We start from the raw sequence: 15,816 nt of genomic DNA, 5'->3' as shown, positions 1-15,816 counted from the left end.
TAATGGAGGTCAAAATTTATGAGAGAATATTATAAAGAACACTGTTATTCTGGGATATACCCTTCAAGGATAATGCACAACATGGGAGTAAGTGGTAAAATATCAGGAGCCATGAATGTCATAAGTGAAATAGCCGATGCAGTTCCTATAATTCATAGTCCCAAAGGATGTGGATTTCATTATAAGTATGTGGCAAGGAGGAGATATTTACCTTCTTATAAAACTCAATGCAGTAATTTAGAGGAAGAAGATATTATTTTTGGAACAGAAAAGAAGCTTAAACAGGCAATCTCAGAAACTATAGATAATTATAATCCTAAAATGATAGCCATTATACCCAGTGTATGTACGGATATATTAGATGTGGAAATGGATAAGTTTATTATAGATGAATTCAGAAAAAAAACGGATTGTAAAATCGTATTTATTAAATCGGAAGTATTCTCACATATTGATAAGTCATCTTCCAAGAAAAACAATAAGGAGAGGATATTACATTGGAAGGAACCTGAAAAGCAGGGTGGAATAAACAAAGGATGTGGTGTAGATGAAGCTATGTCAGCCTTTGTAGATCAGCTTATGGAAAAGCAGCAGGTACAGGATAAAACCGTTAATATTGAAAGCTTTGCCTGGGGTGGAAATGACAATTTAAAAGAAATAATTTTAATTTTAAAAAACATAGGAATAAAAGTAAATACAGTAATGCCAAGCTGTAATACTGAAGATATCATCACAGCACCCAGGGCAAAACTAAATATTGTAAGAAGGATCTCCTGGGCTAAAAAGATGAAGATGGCTTTTGGTACAGAGTATTTTCATGTAAATACCTTTCAGCCCTATCATGGGTTAAAGGGGATTGAAAAATTTTATATGAGCATAGCTGATTGTTTTGATATGGGTTTAGAGGCCAGTAAAATCTTAAAAGACATGGAGCAGCAGGTGTTTACAGAAATAAGTGAAGCTAAAAACTTCATAGGAAAATATATTTTTGCTTTGTATAGTGACTCCTTTTTATCATTGCCATATATTATAGAGGCTTTAACTAACGATTATGGAGTAAAGCTTAAGTATATATGTATAAATATTGATGATAGTAAACTGGAGTATGAAGATGCGGACAAAGATATAGTGGAAAATACAATAATAAATATTAAAAAGGCAGCTAATGATACTGGAAACAATACAATTATTTATATTAATTCTAAAAAAGAGGATTTAAAAAGAATTTTTCAAGATGTGGATATTGTAATTAATGGTATTGAGTTTCTAACTTCTTTTAAGGGGTTAAAGACCGTGGATTTAGGGAAAATGTTTATTCCAATAGATTTTAATAATTTTAAGAATAATGTGTGCAATTTTGCCAGTAAAGTTAAAAGGGGTAAAAGTCAGGAGAGTTTAATACTTTCAAAATTCAATTATGATAGTTTACTGTACCCTACTATTGGGGAAAAAGGATCTGTAACTTCTGAAAAGATGTGGCATAAAATGTGGAATTTGAGGAGATGATTAAAATGCAACCTTCTACAGCATGTAATTTATTTGGTGTATATAGAGGTGCCATAAGCGTTAAGGATTCTTATGTGCTTTTACATACAACCATTGGATGCAATTGGGGTACCTCCATATTTCATATGCCATCTAGGCTGAATGATATAAGACAAGCTTCTACTGTAATATACAATGAGGATGTTGTATTTGGAGGATTAAAAATATTTAAAAAGGCTATTGATAACGTTATAGATATGCATAATCCTAAAGTATTATTTGTTATTTCCGGATGCGTGTCAGGAGTATTAGGTGAAGATTTTGAAGCAGAAATAAAAAAATATTCAGAAAACAGAGAAATTGTATATATAAAAGCTCCTGGATTTGTTCTCAATATGGAAGAAGGTCAAATTGAAGGAATAAAGTCAATGCTGGATTTAATGAAGTATGGACGAAAGAAAGAAAAATCAATAAATCTTATAGGACTGCTATCTGATGATTATATGATAAAAGCTGATATTAACAATATAAGAAAAATGCTTGGAGATAAAATAAACATAAATTCAATAATACCTTTTGATACTATTGAAAATATAAAGAAGGTTATCTGCGCTGAATTAAATGTGGTTTTTAAAGGATTTGAAGCCATAGGAGATTTAATGGAAAAAGAGTTTAATATACCATATATAATTGTTGAATATCCTTATGGGATTGAGACCAGTAAAAATTTTGTGAAGAAAATATTTTCTTTTTTTAATTTAGAATATGAAGATACCTTAAAGGAAAAGGAGCAATTTACCATGTCAGTCCTTAAAAATGTTTATGATTATGTAAGGCATTTATATTCTATACCCTGTGCTGTGTTTGGAGATGCTTTAAGAGCTGCTGCGCTGAGAAGTTTTCTTGAAGATGAACTTGGAATGGACGTACAGGTATATTGTGAACGTGGAAATAAGGATATGAATGAGTTTAGAGAGCTTGTAAAAAATTCTGATGCATCAATATTATTTGGATCATCTTTTGAAAGAGAAATTGCAGAAGAATTTGAAATATCATTCATAAGATACGTATATCCTGTATTTGATTCTATAAGTATTGGAAATAGAGGATATGCAGGTTTTGAAGGTGTAATCAATTTAGTAGAAGATTTAATAAATTCATTTATGACTATGGACTATAGAAGAGAAAGACAGTATATGTAGTGATTTTTTTAATCCGTTGAAACACAGGGCTTCATTGGTATCTTTTTAGAAATAAGTATTAACAATATTGCAAAAAAACAAATATAATTGCTTGAAATAGTGAATAATTTCATTTTGATTTTATTAAAAATGCTTTTTTAGATTAGTGTAAACTGTTTAAGTATTTAAACAATATTTTTAGGAGGAAAATTGATATGCGTAAATTTTTTAGTATTATTTTAGTAGTTTATTTAGGGGTGTTTCTCGTAGGGTGTAGTAATACTTCTGCTAATAAAGGCACCAGTGATTCAAAGACAATACAGAAAAAGGAAGTAATATTAGGTATGACAACTAGTATAGAGGACAGTGGATTATTAGATGTTATAATCCCAGCTTTTGAAAAGGAAAGTGGTTATAAGACCAAAACTGTTTCTGTTGGAACAGGTCAAGCATTAGCCTTAGCTGAAAAAGGTCAAGTTGATGCATTGTTAGTAAATTCACCTGCTGCAGAAAAACAAGTAATAGAGGAGGGAATTATTGTAAATCGTAAATTAGTAATGCATAATGATTTTGTTATTGTAGGATCAGAAAGTGACAAGGCAAAGATAAAGGGAATGAAAGATGCTGTAGCGGCCTTTACAGCTATTGCAAAAACTCAATCTGAATTTGTATCAAGATCAGATGACTCTGGTACTAATAAGTTGGAAAAAAAATTGTGGAGTGATGCTAATGTTAAGCCACAAGGAGCATGGTATATTGAAGCGGGTGCTGGTATGGGGCAAACCTTAAAAATATCTAATGAAAAGCGGGCATATACCTTAGCTGACAGAGCAACCTATTTAAATGATAGAAAAATATTATCACTACCAGTATTGGTTGAAGGGGATAAAAAGCTGTTGAATTTGTACTCAGTATCAGAGATTAATCCCGCAAAATTTTCTAAAGCAAACAGTGAGGGTGCTAAAGCTTTTAGTAATTTCTTGTTGTCAAAAAAAGGTCAAGAATTAATTGCTAATTATGGAAAAGATAAATTTGGAGAAGTACTTTTTTACTCAGATGGTGGTAAATCTGATAAAGATTATGGGATTTAGAAAAAGCTATGGATATGATTATTAGAGGAATTGTTCATGCCTTTGAACTTTTAATAAGTGGTGACAGAGATATTTTAAATATTGTTATGGTTACACTGAAGGTTTCAGGAACAGCCACACTCATAAGTGTGATTATTGGAGTTCCGTTTGGCACTTGGATGGCATTAAAGGAGTTCAAAGGTAAGAATGTATTAAGTAGCTTGGTTAACTTTGGAATGGGATTGCCTCCTGTAGTGGTTGGATTGATAGTAAGTTTAATTTTATGGCGTTATGGCCCTTTAGGAGATATGCAAATTATGTATACAGTACCGGCGATGATTATTGCACAAAGCTTGGTTGCTATTCCAATAATAATAGGATTGAGTTTTGCTGCAATTTTAAATATTAATCCTAAATTACGTTTGCAGTTGATATCTCTTGGAGCAGAACCTTTTCAGGTAAGCATAATTCTTATTAAGGAAGCTAAATTAGGTCTAATGGCAGCGGTTATAGCTGGATTTGGTCGCGTAATTTCAGAGGTTGGGGCATCTATGATGGTTGGAGGTAATATAAAAGGCAAAACCAGAATATTAACAACAGCTATTGTATTAGAAGTTGATAAGGGAGATTATGATATTGCCATAGCGGTTGCACTTATTTTACTACTTATTACCTATATAATAGTAGCGTTATTAACTTTTCTTCAGCATAACGAAAGGAGTAATTATTAATGGAAGAAAGTATATTAAGCATGAAAAATGTTATAGTAAATAGAAAAGCCAGAAAAAATGTGCTTAATATTGATAACTTTTCAATGAAAGCGGGAGAAATTATTGCAGTAGTTGGACCGAATGGGTCTGGGAAAAGCACTCTTTTTCAGGTGATTAATTTATTGATTCCTTGTAATGGAGAATTAAAATTGTTTGGAGAAAGTGTTAAAAATAGCAATAAAATTAAGCTTCGTAGACGGTGTTCCTACGTTTTTCAGGAAATGCTATTGCTGAAGGATACTGTATTCAATAATGTAGCAAAAGCTCTACAGTTTAGAAGACTTTCTAATATTGAAATAAATGAAAGAGTCCATAGGGTTTTAAGAGAGTTTGAATGTGAACATCTTGCTGAAAGACAATCGTATTGTCTTTCAGGTGGAGAAGCACAGCGCGTATGTATTGCACGTGCAATGGTAACAGAGCCTGATCTCTTACTTTTGGATGAACCTTCTGCTTCGTTGGATGCAGGAATGAAAAGTGAAATGATTAGACATATAAAAAAAGTAGCAGAAGAAAAAGGAATAGCTGTTATTTTGGTAAGTCATAATTTCTCAGATGTACTGCACTTTGCGGAAAGGGCAGTAGTTATGTTTGATGGTAAATTTGTTCAGGATGAGATACCAGAAGTTCTTATGAGAAGGCCTGCAAATGAGAAGATAGCAAAATTAGTGGGTATTGACAATATTCTTTCATGCAATATAGATTATGAAAATAATTCTATTAGCCTAGATAATGGAATAAAATTTTCATATCCATATAATATGAAGAAAAATGTAAGAAATTTATGTATACCTGGTGAATGTATAAAGATTTATGATAGTGATTTTTCAACAAATGAAGTTTCTAAGATTGTATTGGAGGGAAGTATTAAAAAGATACTACCAGATATAGGCAGCTATTATGTTATTGTTCAATGTGAAGGGCAAAATATAAATGTGAGGGTTTCTAGGGAGTATATAATTGATAATAATATAAAAGAAGGTAAGTCTGTTAAAATAACTTTTTCATCCTTTGATGTTCATATTATATAATAAAATCAATATAGTAATGTAAAAAAAGTTCAAATAAAATATTACAAATGTTAACTTTTTTTATTAAACTTTTGACTATCCAAAATTTATAGGGGATAATATATATTATTAATTACAAGATAGGAGATGAATGCTATGAATACTAAAATAGGTGTATTAATAGGCAAGAATAACGAAACTACTACTATATATGAATCCGGTATTGTAATGGTTTATGAAAAGAAAGAAAAGGAATGGAATGTAGTAAGTGAAATTATTTTTAATATGAATACAGCAGAAGGAATGCAAGCTGTTCATAAAAAGGTAGAGAAACTTATAGAGAGTTTAGAAGATTGTAAAATTTTTATTGCAAAAAGGGTAGAAGGAGTTCCTTATACTGTATTGAAAAAAGCAGGTTTTACCATAGCAGAAGCAGAAGGAAAGCCTAGTGAATTTTTAGATGAGTTTTTAGAAATTTTTGAGGAAAAGAAAAGAAAGAAGTTAGAAGAGGAAGCTAAAAATATACAAAATACAGAACCAGTAGAGTTAGGTGAACCAGGGAACTATTTTATAGATTTAAAAAAGATTCAAGAGGAGAACCCTGGTATCAGTTCAAAAAAAGTATTGCTTCCATTTTTGAATAACAAAACATTTTATGAACTTAAGGTTTCATGTAGTCATATACCACCTTGGTTTGAAAATGAATTGGGAAATTTAAATATGAAGATGAGTTCCAATAAAATAAATGGAGATATTTATGAAGTAACTATAAGTCATAAGGTTTGCAATGAATAGAAAATAATTTTAAAGTATTAACTGCAAAATAAAAAAACCGTAGATTAAGGTTAAAATCTACTGTTTTTTTTATTGATCATTTTATTTAGGAGGCATTGCCTTTAAAATTCTCTGTGCATTATCGTCAGTTAGATTGTAATTAAGAAATTTTTTATAGAAATTTTTTGTTTCGCTGAGCATATCTAAGTTCTTAAATTTATCTGGTTGTATAGTCTTTGCAGCCCATTGTACTTGAAGTGCTTCTTCTGTGCCATAGCGATTCCATAAGAATGCACCATCTGGATTTAAAAAGACTTTACCATTTTTAACTGCTGAAACATCTTTTAATTTAGGGTCCTGTATAATTTTATCTATGGATTTAATATTTTCGCTTACAATGATGATATCTGGATTCCACTGAAGTATTTGTTCTGGGGAAACTGTTTGTCTATTACCTTTTACGTCTTTTGCCGCATTTATTCCTCCGGCAACGTTAATCCAGTCATTAATTATTGTATTACTACCATCTGCTGCAAAGGGCTCAGCATTGGAAAGATGTAAAACTTTAGGCCTTTGATTCTCTGGTATTTTTGATGTGATATTTTTGATCATGTTTAATTTACTATCAAGATATGTATTGTAAGTTTTAGCTTTTTCAATAGCATCTCCGCCAAGTATTTCTCCAGTCAAAGTAAAGCATTTTTTCATTGATTCAAAATCAGTAAAAGAAAGTTGAACTACAGGTAAACCCATTTTAGAAAGCTTGTCTACATTTTTGTCTGCTGTTGGAATAAATACTATATCAGGCTTTTTACTTACTAATTCTTCTATATTTAAATTAGCTATAACACTGTAAACGGCTTTATCTAAAGTTGGAATTACTTTAAACAACCATGGCCTTGATTGAGGAGTGAATGTAGTAGTAACAATTTTATTTCCAGCTCCAAGTGTCTGTAAAACTTCAAGATGTGCTCCCCATAACTCAGCAATATTGTCTATTTTAGCGGGTATTTCAACTTGTTTTCCAGCTGAATCGGTTATGGTCTTAGGTTTTTGAGTATCTGTTTTTGAAGCGTTTATTGTGGCATTTGTTGCAGTAGTACTTTTACAGGCTGCAAGTGAAATGATTAGTATAAGTACACTTATACTACAAATAATTTTCTTTAGCATTTAAATCATCCTTTCAGGTAATAATTTTTTTTAAGATTTATATTTACATATTTTGTGACTTGAAAAAGTATGAATTTGTTTTATTGATAGATTATGTACTGTGTGCTGAAAAATAAATACTATTATGCATAAAATATAATCCTTTCTATTGTATTTTTGTACAAATCATATCGTTATGTAACATAATTTATTTAATTTATCCATTTTGTAACGTTTTGTATGGTTATATATTATATTATATTGTGTTTTTATTAAAAGTCAATAAATTTTTGGATTTTATTTAAAATATATTAATAAAACAAATAATATTTTGATAAATAATCAAAGAATATATTGCAATTTGGAAAAAGTAATATTATAATTTAATAAAAGTAATATTGTAATTTAATATAAAACAATATATATTCATACATAAATAAATGAATGAATAAATAATTCTATTAGGAGATGATAGTTATGTTTGATCAAATAGCAGTTTTAACAGGAAAAGATGGAGAGACTGGTAGTATATATGAGCCGGGAATGGTGGTAATATATGAGAAAGAAGGAGAAAATTGGATTGTTAAAAATAAAATTATTTTTAATGTAAATACATCTAAGGGAATGGGAGCTGTTCGTGAGAGAATGGTATTGCTTATAGAGAGTTTAGGTAATTGTAGTGTATTTTTAGGAAGAAGAGTGGATGGAATCCCTTATAGTGTTTTGAAAAAGTCGGGATTTACTATTGCAGAAGCAAGTGGTAATCCAGAAGAACTTTTGGATGAGTTGCGTGAAATGATGATAGAAAATAAAGAAAAAGCAGCTAAGAAGAAAAAGGTTGAAGATGTATCAATAGAGCCTGTAGCTTTAGACCAGGAAGGAGCCTATTTTATAAATCTTGAAAGAGTACAAAATAGTAATCCTGGTATTAGTTCAAAAAAAGTACTGTTGCCATTTTTAAGGAATAAGCCTTTTAAGGAAATAAAAATTTTTTGCAGTCATACTCCTCAGTGGCTTGAAGGTGAATTATTAACTTTGAATATGAAACTTGAAGTTAAAGAGTTGGTTAAAGGTGAATTTGAAGTAAGGATATACAATCAAAATCAAGCCTGTGATGAAAAGTCTGTGATCAATAAATAGAAAATATATGTTTTGAAGAACTGAAATTTGTGAAGGAGTCCAGAAAAATTATATTAAAGATAATATAAAAAACACTATGAAATTCATATAATTTTAATTGAGTTCATAGTGTTTTTTACATTATTTATTTTTTACTTATGTACATGCTAAAATATTAGATTTGAAGTCTCTTCACAACTTCACCATTTTCAAGTGAGTCCACAATTTCTTCAACATCATCAGCAGTTACATTACCATACCAAACACCTTCTGGATACACAACAACGATTGGTCCCTGGCTGCATATTCCGAAACAACCTGTATTGTTTACCATTATGTCACCTGATAAATCTCTGCCGTCTAATTCTTCCATAAATTCTCCTACGATGTCAACAGAATTTTTTGAATAACAGAAACCTTGTTGTTTTCCATTTAATCTACAGCTAGTACAAACGAATATGTGATGCTTTGGATTTACCATAATAATTACTCCTTACTATAATTAATAAAATTTATTAATACTAAATGAAATACTACATTCACATTTAGTATTAATGATATTATAACATAGACATAATATTATTAACAATATTATTATTAATATTGTTAATAATATTCCATATTGTTTATAATTCAGCTACTATTTTGCCAGTTTCAGAAATATCATATCCACCCAGACCTTCCAGTTCTGTTTTAAAGTTTTCAGAATTTACAATTTCCATAACAGCTTTGGCAAAAGGTTTATTCAAATCTTCTTTTTTTATAACTAATTCATATCTTTCTGGCTGTAGTGGGATAAAATCAATATTTTTAACCTGAAGTCCAGTTTTTTCATTGCCCAAAGCTAGATCTGCTCCTCCTCTGGATACAGTGCTTGCTACAGCTAAGTGGGAAAAACATTCTCTTGAATAACCTGGTATTGAATTATTGTCGATTCCAAGCAAACGAATATGTTCGTCTAAGAGGATTCTGGTTCCAGATCCTTTTTCTCTATTGATAATAGAAATATCTTGTCTCTTTAAATCTTCCCAACCTTTTATATTTTTAGGATTTCCCTTTGCTACATAAAAACCCTGTATTCTACAGGCTAAGTGAAGTATTATAGTTGGTACTCCAGGAAGCATTCTTCTGACAAAAGGTATATTGTATTCTCCAGAATCACCATCCCAAAGATGAACAGTTGAAATGTGAATTTTTCCAAGATAAAGTGCAAATAGACCATTATAGCAACCGGTATAAGATCTTAAAATACGAGATCCGCGGAGATTGAATTCTAAATAACGGGATAATATATCTAAGATTACGTCTTGACCGCAAATGACGAAATCTCTTGATGAAGTTGATTCGTATAATGGCGGTGAAAGTGTTTCGAGAGATATTTGATTGTCATCTACAGTATTATTAAGTTGATTAACCTGGTTAAACTGTACAGTCTTTGATTTATTTTTATATGCTTCAACATCTTTAAAATCTACTCTAAGTTTCTTTCCAACTTTATATGCATTTAATTCCCCGCGTTTTATCAATTCATATACTGTATTTTTAGCTATCTTTAGTATATCTGCTACTTCTTGTGGGGTTAAAGCTGTATCTTGCAACATTTTTAGTTCTCCTTTCGCAAAACATTAATAGATGTAAAAAAAGTAGTATAAAATATTTGACCAATATTTCAAATAACTTAAGTAATATGTATAATGCTGTACATATTTAGAGTATAACCACTTTTGAATTAATAATAATAAAATATTAAAAACAAAAAATTCATAAATATTAAGATAATTGTAATATAAAATCATTGAAAATACAAATGTTATTGATAAAACCTATAAAACCTATAAAAACTATTAAATAAGATAATTTAAGAATAATAAAAGAAAGGAAGCGCAGTAGATATTTTATAAAACTATTGAAGTATTTTAAATATTAGGATTGTGGTTACTTAATGGAAAGTATACCTAATAAAGATTATTAATGTGTATTTAAAAGGTTAATGTTAAGAAATTATGGAGTGTATGGCAAAAAAAATTTATTTATTGGAGTATTAGATAAAAATAATATTAAATCTTAATAAATAAAAAAATAAGTAAAAAGTAAAGGGTTTAATTGTGTATTTACTTTTTACTATTAGATTTAGGAATGATTTGAGATTAATTATCTATTTAATGCAAAATGCATAATAGCAAATTTATATAATTGTTTTAAAAAGTTACAATAAATATAAAGTTATAATAAGTAATAAAAATCATTATAACGGAATTCAATGTTATTATATAACATAACATAACGATAGTCAACGTTAGAATGCTAAAAAATACTTTAGAATTTGATAGTATTTCGAATTAATGTAATAAAGTCTTTGAAAAATATATCCAATAAACAATTTAGGGATGCAGATCCATAAAAAGATAAAAGTTCTATGAAATCAATATATCATAGAACTTTTATCTTTTTATGTATATTAGGGGAAAATTAATTTTAAATAAAAAAATGGAGGATAAAATAGTAAAAAACTAAATCATCTCTCCTTTAGGAAATAATGTTCTTAAACTGGTTATCTATTTAATGCAAAGGTTGCATAATAGCGATTAAATTTTTAAATTTTATGATAAATGTATGAATTGATACGATTTATCTTAAAATCATTATACATTGGAAGCAAAACATAGTCAACTGGAAAAATAAAAAAATAAATTATATTCTTGGTTACAAATTATATTAAATAATATAGTTTTGCATAAAAAATTTTATATTAAATTTAATTTATCATTTTATGTAAATAAATTTTTCTAATGATGATCCGGGATGTAATTGTTATCATTTTAATATTTTATTATTTATATAAAGAAAATTTGTATAAATTAATAAAAAAAACTATAAAAATATTGACAATTGATAAAAACTAAAATATAATTAGACAAAACAGTACAAAATATATTGTTTTGGAAGGGTGTATTCCAAATGATATTGAATTGTACAAAAGATTTAGGAGGAATGATTAAATGAGACAAGTAGCTATTTATGGAAAAGGTGGAATTGGTAAATCAACTACAACACAAAACTTAACATCAGGTCTTCATGCAATGGGTAAGAAGATAATGGTAGTTGGTTGTGATCCTAAAGCGGATTCAACAAGATTACTTTTAGGAGGACTAGCACAAAAATCAGTTCTTGATACATTAAGAGAAGAAGGAGAAGACGTAGAATTAGATTCCATATTAAAAGATGGATATGGTGGAATCAGATGCGTTGAATCAGGCGGTCCAGAACCAGGAGTTGGATGTGCAGGAAGAGGAATAATAACTTCAATAAACATGCTTGAGCAGCTTGGAGCTTATACAGATGATTTAGACTATGTATTCTACGATGTACTTGGAGACGTTGTTTGTGGTGGATTCGCAATGCCAATCAGAGAAGGAAAAGCTCAGGAAATATATATAGTAGCAAGTGGAGAAATGATGGCTCTATATGCTGCTAACAACATTTCAAAAGGTATCCAAAAATATGCTAAGAGCGGTGGAGTTAGATTAGGTGGTATCATCTGTAACAGTAGAAATGTTGCAAACGAATATGAACTACTTGATGCATTCGCTAAAGAACTTGGAAGTCAGTTAATACATTTCGTACCAAGAAGCCCAATGGTAACAAAAGCTGAGATAAATAAACAAACTGTTATAGAATTTGATCCTACTTGTGATCAAGCTAATGAATACAGAGAATTGGCAAGAAAAATAGATGAAAACAAATTATTTGTAATACCAAATCCAATGACTCAGGAAAGACTTGAAGAAATATTAATGCAATATGGTCTTATGGATCTATAAGATTATTGTATCATTATAATAATGAATTTATTTCTCATAGAAATTTGAGAAACGTATTATATAAAATAATATTCATTTAATTTAAACCACATTATATTAGAAACCATATATAAATAAAAATATTAGATTGATTCTTGATTCATAAATATTAATCAATGAAAATGGAGGTATAGAAATGCCATTAAAGTTATTTAAATGTGATGAAACAATACCTGAAAGAGAAAGACATGTTTATATAAAAGAAGAGGGAGAGGACTTAACTCAATATTTACCTGCATCCAACACTAACACTATTCCTGGAACTTTATCAGAGAGAGGATGTAGTTACTGTGGAGCTAAACTAGTTATCGGTGGTGTTCTTAAAGATACTATTCAATTGGTTCACGGACCTATAGGTTGTACTTATAATACTTGGCACACAAAGAGATATCCAAGTGATAACAATAACTTCCAGTTAAAATACGGATGGTCAACAGATATGAAAGAAGGAAATGTCGTATTTGGAGGTATGAAGAAATTAAAACAATCTATAAATGAAGCTTTTGATGCATTTCCTGAAGTTAAAAGGATGATGGTCTATGTAACTTGTGCTACTGCTTTGATTGGTGATGATATAAAGTCAGTTATTAGAGAAGTTGAAGAGGAACGTGGAGATGTGGATTTGTTTGCTATACAGTGTCCAGGATTTGCTGGAGTAAGTCAGTCTATGGGACATCATGTATTCAATATAGATTGGATGAAGGAAAAAGTAGGAACTTTTGAACCTGAAATAAAGAGCGAGTACACTGTTAATATCATTGGTGACTATAATATCCAAGGTGACACTTTTGTAATGAATGATTACTTGGAAAGAATGGGAATACAGGTAATAGCCCACTTTACAGGAAACGGAACTTATGATGCTTTAAGGGGTATGCATAGAGCTAAATTAAATCTTACAAACTGTGCTAGATCTGCAGGTTATATAGCTAATGAACTTAAGAAAAAATATGGAATTCCAAGACTTGATGTCGATACTTGGGGTTATGATTACGCTAAAGAAGGCTTAAGAAAATTAGGTGCATATTTTGGTCTAGAAGAAAAAGCTGAACAAATAATTGCTGAAGAAGATGCAAAATGGGGAGAAAAGAGAAAGTGGTACAAAGAAAGATTAGCTGGCAAGAAGCTTTGTATCTGGACTGGTGGTCCTAGATTGTGGCACTGGACTAAAGCATTAGAAGACGATTTGGGTATGGAAGTAGTAGCTATGTCTTCTAAATTTGGTCATCAGGAAGATTTTGAAAAAGTTATCTCCCGTGGAAGAAAAGGTACTATCTACATTGATGATGGAAATGAATTAGAATTCTTTGAAGTTTTAGAAATGGTTAAACCTGACGTTGTTCTTACAGGACCTAGAGTTGGTGAAATGGTTAAAAAATTACAGATACCTTATGTAAATGGGCATGGATACCATAATGGACCTTATATGGGATTTGAAGGTTCTGTAAATATGGCTAGAGATATGTACAATGCTATAAATTCTCCTCTTTGGGGATTATCTAAAAAAGATATCAGGCAGGAGGTATAGTTATATGGAAAAGAAAATTGATGAAATACTTGAATTTATTCAAGAGAGATGTCTGTGGCAATTTCATTCAAGAGAATGGGATAGAACAGAAAATATAAATGGAGTTTTTGATTTGCTACCTAAATTATTGGCTGGAGAAAAGATTTCTACTAAAGAATTAGAACCTAAAGAAAAATGTTTCTATGCAGATGCAAAAATTCTTTCAGATCAATTACAAGAGAGATTTTCTTTCGTAAAGGAAATGGATGAAAAAGAAAAAAGTGAGTTATTAAGTGGCGTTAAAGAAAAGCTTGTTGATGTTGCTATAACAAAATGTAGAAATGAGGAATTGAGAACCCCATTCTATTAAAATTAAAATTTATACTTATTTATATAAGTTGCAATACCTAGTTTAAATATGCTAATCATGCAACTTATATATTCTAAAAGGCTAATTTTCCTAATATATTCGAGAGGTGATAAAATGTCTGTTTCAATAATAAAAAGAGATCGTACAGGTGTAATAAATCCTATTTTTAACTGTCAGCCTTGTGGGGCTCAATATGCAAGTATAGGAGTTAAGGATTGTATAGCTTTAGTTCATGGTGGACAAGGATGCTGTACTTTCGTAAGACTTATGTTTGCTCAACACTATAAAGAAAATTTTGATATTGCATCTTCTTCATTACATGAAGACGCAGCTGTTTTTGGTGGAGTTCAAAGAATTGAAGATGGTGTAGAAACACTTATTAATAGATATCCTGATTTAAAAGTTTTACCTATAATTACTACTTGTTCAACAGAAACTATAGGTGATGACGTTGAAGGTACTATAAGAAAAATAAAAATGGCTTGGAAGAAGAGTCATCCAGATTGTGAAGTTAAATTAGTCCCAATGCATACTCCTAGTTATACTGGAAGCCAGGTTAGTGGCTATGATGTAGGCGTACTTGCATTTGTAACTGAACTCGCTAAGAAAACTCAACCTAATGGTAAGTTAAATGTGTTTACAGGCTGGATAAATCCTGGAGATGTAACAGAAATTAAGAGTATATTATCTCAAATGAATGTAGAAGGCAACATATTAATGGATGTAGAAACTTTTGATGCTCCAATTATGCCTGATAAATCTGCTTTTGCTTATGGTAATACAACTATAGAAGACATAGCTGACAGTGCTAACTCTGTTGGATCTATAGCTGTTTGCAAATATGAAGGTGGAAGTGCTGCTACATTCTTAGAGGAAGAATTTGAGGTTCCTGCAGTATTGGATTCAATGCCTATTGGAATAGCAAATACTGATAAATTCATTCAAAATATAAGCAAACTTACTGGTAAGGAAATACCTGAATCTTTAGTTATTGAACGTGGAAGAGCTATAGATGCAATGGCTGACCTTGCGCATATGTTCTTTGCAAATAAGAGAGTTGCTATTTACGGAGATCCTGATTTAGTAATGGCACTTGCTGATTTTTGTATAGAATGCGAATTAGAACCTGTTCTTCTTCTTTTAGGTGACGATAATAAGAAGTATGCTAAGGATCCTAGACTTACTGATTTAGAAAAGAGAGCTAATTGTGATATAGAAGTTATTTGCAATTCTGATTTGTGGGAGCTTGAAAAGAGAATAAAGAATGAAGGTCTTAAATTAGATTTAATCATGGGACATTCAAAGGGAAGATATATTGCTATTGATAACAATATTCCTATGGTTAGAGTAGGATTCCCTACTTTTGACAGAGCTGGACTTTGGAAGCATCCTCTTGTAGGTTACAAAGGTGCAGAATTCCTTGCAGAAACTATTGCAAATACTTTATTTACAGATATGGAAAACAAACATCAAAAAGAATGGATATTGAATGTTTGGTAATTAACAAAATATCATTTGAAA

14 protein-coding genes are annotated in these 15,816 nt (G+C 30.2%); 11 read left to right on the top strand and 3 right to left on the bottom strand.

Features of this window, described 5'->3' with window-relative positions:
* The first annotated feature begins 18 nt into the window (after positions 1–18).
* From CLOPA_RS16450 to anfO (CLOPA_RS16425), 6 genes are all read left to right on the top strand, one after another.
* On the top strand, positions 19–1,506 hold the full coding sequence (locus CLOPA_RS16450; RefSeq protein WP_015616558.1) for a nitrogenase component 1: 1,488 nt from the start codon (positions 19–21) through the stop codon (positions 1,504–1,506).
* 5 nt (positions 1,507–1,511) lie between these two features.
* Positions 1,512–2,687, top strand: coding sequence for a nitrogenase component 1 (locus CLOPA_RS16445; RefSeq protein WP_015616557.1), 1,176 nt, complete (start codon positions 1,512–1,514; stop codon positions 2,685–2,687).
* A gap of 194 nt (positions 2,688–2,881) precedes the next feature.
* On the top strand, positions 2,882–3,757 hold the full coding sequence (locus tag CLOPA_RS16440) for a substrate-binding domain-containing protein (RefSeq protein WP_015616556.1): 876 nt from the start codon (positions 2,882–2,884) through the stop codon (positions 3,755–3,757).
* Positions 3,758–3,765: 8 nt separating this feature from the next.
* Complete coding sequence (locus tag CLOPA_RS16435) at positions 3,766–4,467, top strand: ABC transporter permease (protein WP_015616555.1); 702 nt, start codon at positions 3,766–3,768, stop codon at positions 4,465–4,467.
* A complete protein-coding gene (locus CLOPA_RS16430) occupies positions 4,467–5,537 on the top strand; it encodes an energy-coupling factor ABC transporter ATP-binding protein (protein ID WP_015616554.1) in 1,071 nt (356 codons plus the stop codon). The genes CLOPA_RS16435 and CLOPA_RS16430 overlap by 1 nt, the downstream gene beginning before the upstream one ends.
* Positions 5,538–5,672: 135 nt before the next feature.
* Entirely contained in the window at positions 5,673–6,311 is a 639-nt protein-coding gene (gene anfO / locus CLOPA_RS16425) for a Fe-only nitrogenase accessory protein AnfO (protein ID WP_015616553.1), read from the top strand.
* Positions 6,312–6,392: 81 nt separating this feature from the next.
* On the opposite strand, the gene CLOPA_RS16420 is transcribed toward anfO (CLOPA_RS16425), so the two are convergent.
* Positions 6,393–7,460, bottom strand: coding sequence for an ABC transporter substrate-binding protein (locus CLOPA_RS16420; RefSeq protein ID WP_015616552.1), 1,068 nt, complete (start codon positions 7,458–7,460; stop codon positions 6,393–6,395).
* A 456-nt stretch (positions 7,461–7,916) separates the two neighbouring features.
* Between CLOPA_RS16420 and anfO (CLOPA_RS16415) the strand changes: the two genes are divergently transcribed.
* Positions 7,917–8,579, top strand: coding sequence for a Fe-only nitrogenase accessory protein AnfO (gene anfO / locus CLOPA_RS16415; RefSeq protein WP_015616551.1), 663 nt, complete (start codon positions 7,917–7,919; stop codon positions 8,577–8,579).
* Between the two features lie 154 nt (positions 8,580–8,733).
* Here the strand turns inward: anfO (CLOPA_RS16415) and CLOPA_RS16410 are convergent, their stop codons facing one another.
* Both CLOPA_RS16410 and CLOPA_RS16405 read right to left on the bottom strand, forming a co-directional pair.
* Positions 8,734–9,039 carry a 2Fe-2S ferredoxin gene (locus tag CLOPA_RS16410; RefSeq protein ID WP_015616550.1) on the bottom strand — a complete coding sequence of 102 codons (306 nt, stop codon included), beginning with the start codon at positions 9,037–9,039 and terminating at the stop codon, positions 8,734–8,736.
* A 145-nt stretch (positions 9,040–9,184) separates the two neighbouring features.
* Positions 9,185–10,159: a substrate-binding domain-containing protein gene (locus CLOPA_RS16405; protein ID WP_015616549.1), complete on the bottom strand. Its 975-nt coding sequence runs from the start codon at positions 10,157–10,159 to the stop codon at positions 9,185–9,187.
* A gap of 1,398 nt (positions 10,160–11,557) precedes the next feature.
* On the opposite strand from CLOPA_RS16405, the gene nifH reads away from it, so the two are divergent.
* The 4 genes from nifH (at position 11,558) to CLOPA_RS16385 (ending at position 15,795) form a co-directional block, all read left to right on the top strand.
* Positions 11,558–12,379, top strand: a complete 822-nt coding sequence (gene nifH, locus CLOPA_RS16400) for a nitrogenase iron protein (protein WP_015616548.1) — start codon at positions 11,558–11,560, stop codon at positions 12,377–12,379.
* Positions 12,380–12,554: 175 nt separating this feature from the next.
* Positions 12,555–13,946 carry a nitrogenase vanadium-iron protein, alpha chain gene (gene vnfD, locus CLOPA_RS16395; protein ID WP_015616547.1) on the top strand — a complete coding sequence of 464 codons (1,392 nt, stop codon included), beginning with the start codon at positions 12,555–12,557 and terminating at the stop codon, positions 13,944–13,946.
* Positions 13,947–13,950: 4 nt separating this feature from the next.
* Entirely contained in the window at positions 13,951–14,295 is a 345-nt protein-coding gene (locus CLOPA_RS16390) for a Fe-only/vanadium nitrogenase subunit delta (RefSeq protein WP_015616546.1), read from the top strand.
* 114 nt (positions 14,296–14,409) lie between these two features.
* Positions 14,410–15,795 carry a nitrogenase component 1 gene (locus tag CLOPA_RS16385; protein ID WP_015616545.1) on the top strand — a complete coding sequence of 462 codons (1,386 nt, stop codon included), beginning with the start codon at positions 14,410–14,412 and terminating at the stop codon, positions 15,793–15,795.
* Positions 15,796–15,816 lie beyond the last annotated feature (21 nt).

It is taken from the genome of Clostridium pasteurianum BC1, from assembly GCF_000389635.1.
Lineage (GTDB): Bacteria > Bacillota > Clostridia > Clostridiales > Clostridiaceae > Clostridium_I > Clostridium_I pasteurianum_A.
This window is presented reverse-complemented; position numbering and strand designations above follow the sequence as displayed.

Bases quoted from the DNA above. Each gene is read 5' to 3' on its own strand.
- CLOPA_RS16450 (WP_015616558.1), top strand. From the start codon at position 19: ATGAGAGAATATTATAAAGAACACTGTTATTCTGGGATATACCCTTCA.
- CLOPA_RS16445 (WP_015616557.1), top strand. From the start codon at position 1,512: ATGCAACCTTCTACAGCATGTAATTTATTTGGTGTATATAGAGGTGCC.
- CLOPA_RS16440 (WP_015616556.1), top strand. From the start codon at position 2,882: ATGCGTAAATTTTTTAGTATTATTTTAGTAGTTTATTTAGGGGTGTTT.
- CLOPA_RS16435 (WP_015616555.1), top strand. From the start codon at position 3,766: ATGGATATGATTATTAGAGGAATTGTTCATGCCTTTGAACTTTTAATA.
- CLOPA_RS16430 (WP_015616554.1), top strand. From the start codon at position 4,467: ATGGAAGAAAGTATATTAAGCATGAAAAATGTTATAGTAAATAGAAAA.
- anfO (WP_015616553.1), top strand. From the start codon at position 5,673: ATGAATACTAAAATAGGTGTATTAATAGGCAAGAATAACGAAACTACT.
- CLOPA_RS16420 (WP_015616552.1), bottom strand. From the start codon at position 7,460: ATGCTAAAGAAAATTATTTGTAGTATAAGTGTACTTATACTAATCATT.
- anfO (WP_015616551.1), top strand. From the start codon at position 7,917: ATGTTTGATCAAATAGCAGTTTTAACAGGAAAAGATGGAGAGACTGGT.
- CLOPA_RS16410 (WP_015616550.1), bottom strand. From the start codon at position 9,039: ATGGTAAATCCAAAGCATCACATATTCGTTTGTACTAGCTGTAGATTA.
- CLOPA_RS16405 (WP_015616549.1), bottom strand. From the start codon at position 10,159: ATGTTGCAAGATACAGCTTTAACCCCACAAGAAGTAGCAGATATACTA.
- nifH (WP_015616548.1), top strand. From the start codon at position 11,558: ATGAGACAAGTAGCTATTTATGGAAAAGGTGGAATTGGTAAATCAACT.
- vnfD (WP_015616547.1), top strand. From the start codon at position 12,555: ATGCCATTAAAGTTATTTAAATGTGATGAAACAATACCTGAAAGAGAA.
- CLOPA_RS16390 (WP_015616546.1), top strand. From the start codon at position 13,951: ATGGAAAAGAAAATTGATGAAATACTTGAATTTATTCAAGAGAGATGT.
- CLOPA_RS16385 (WP_015616545.1), top strand. From the start codon at position 14,410: ATGTCTGTTTCAATAATAAAAAGAGATCGTACAGGTGTAATAAATCCT.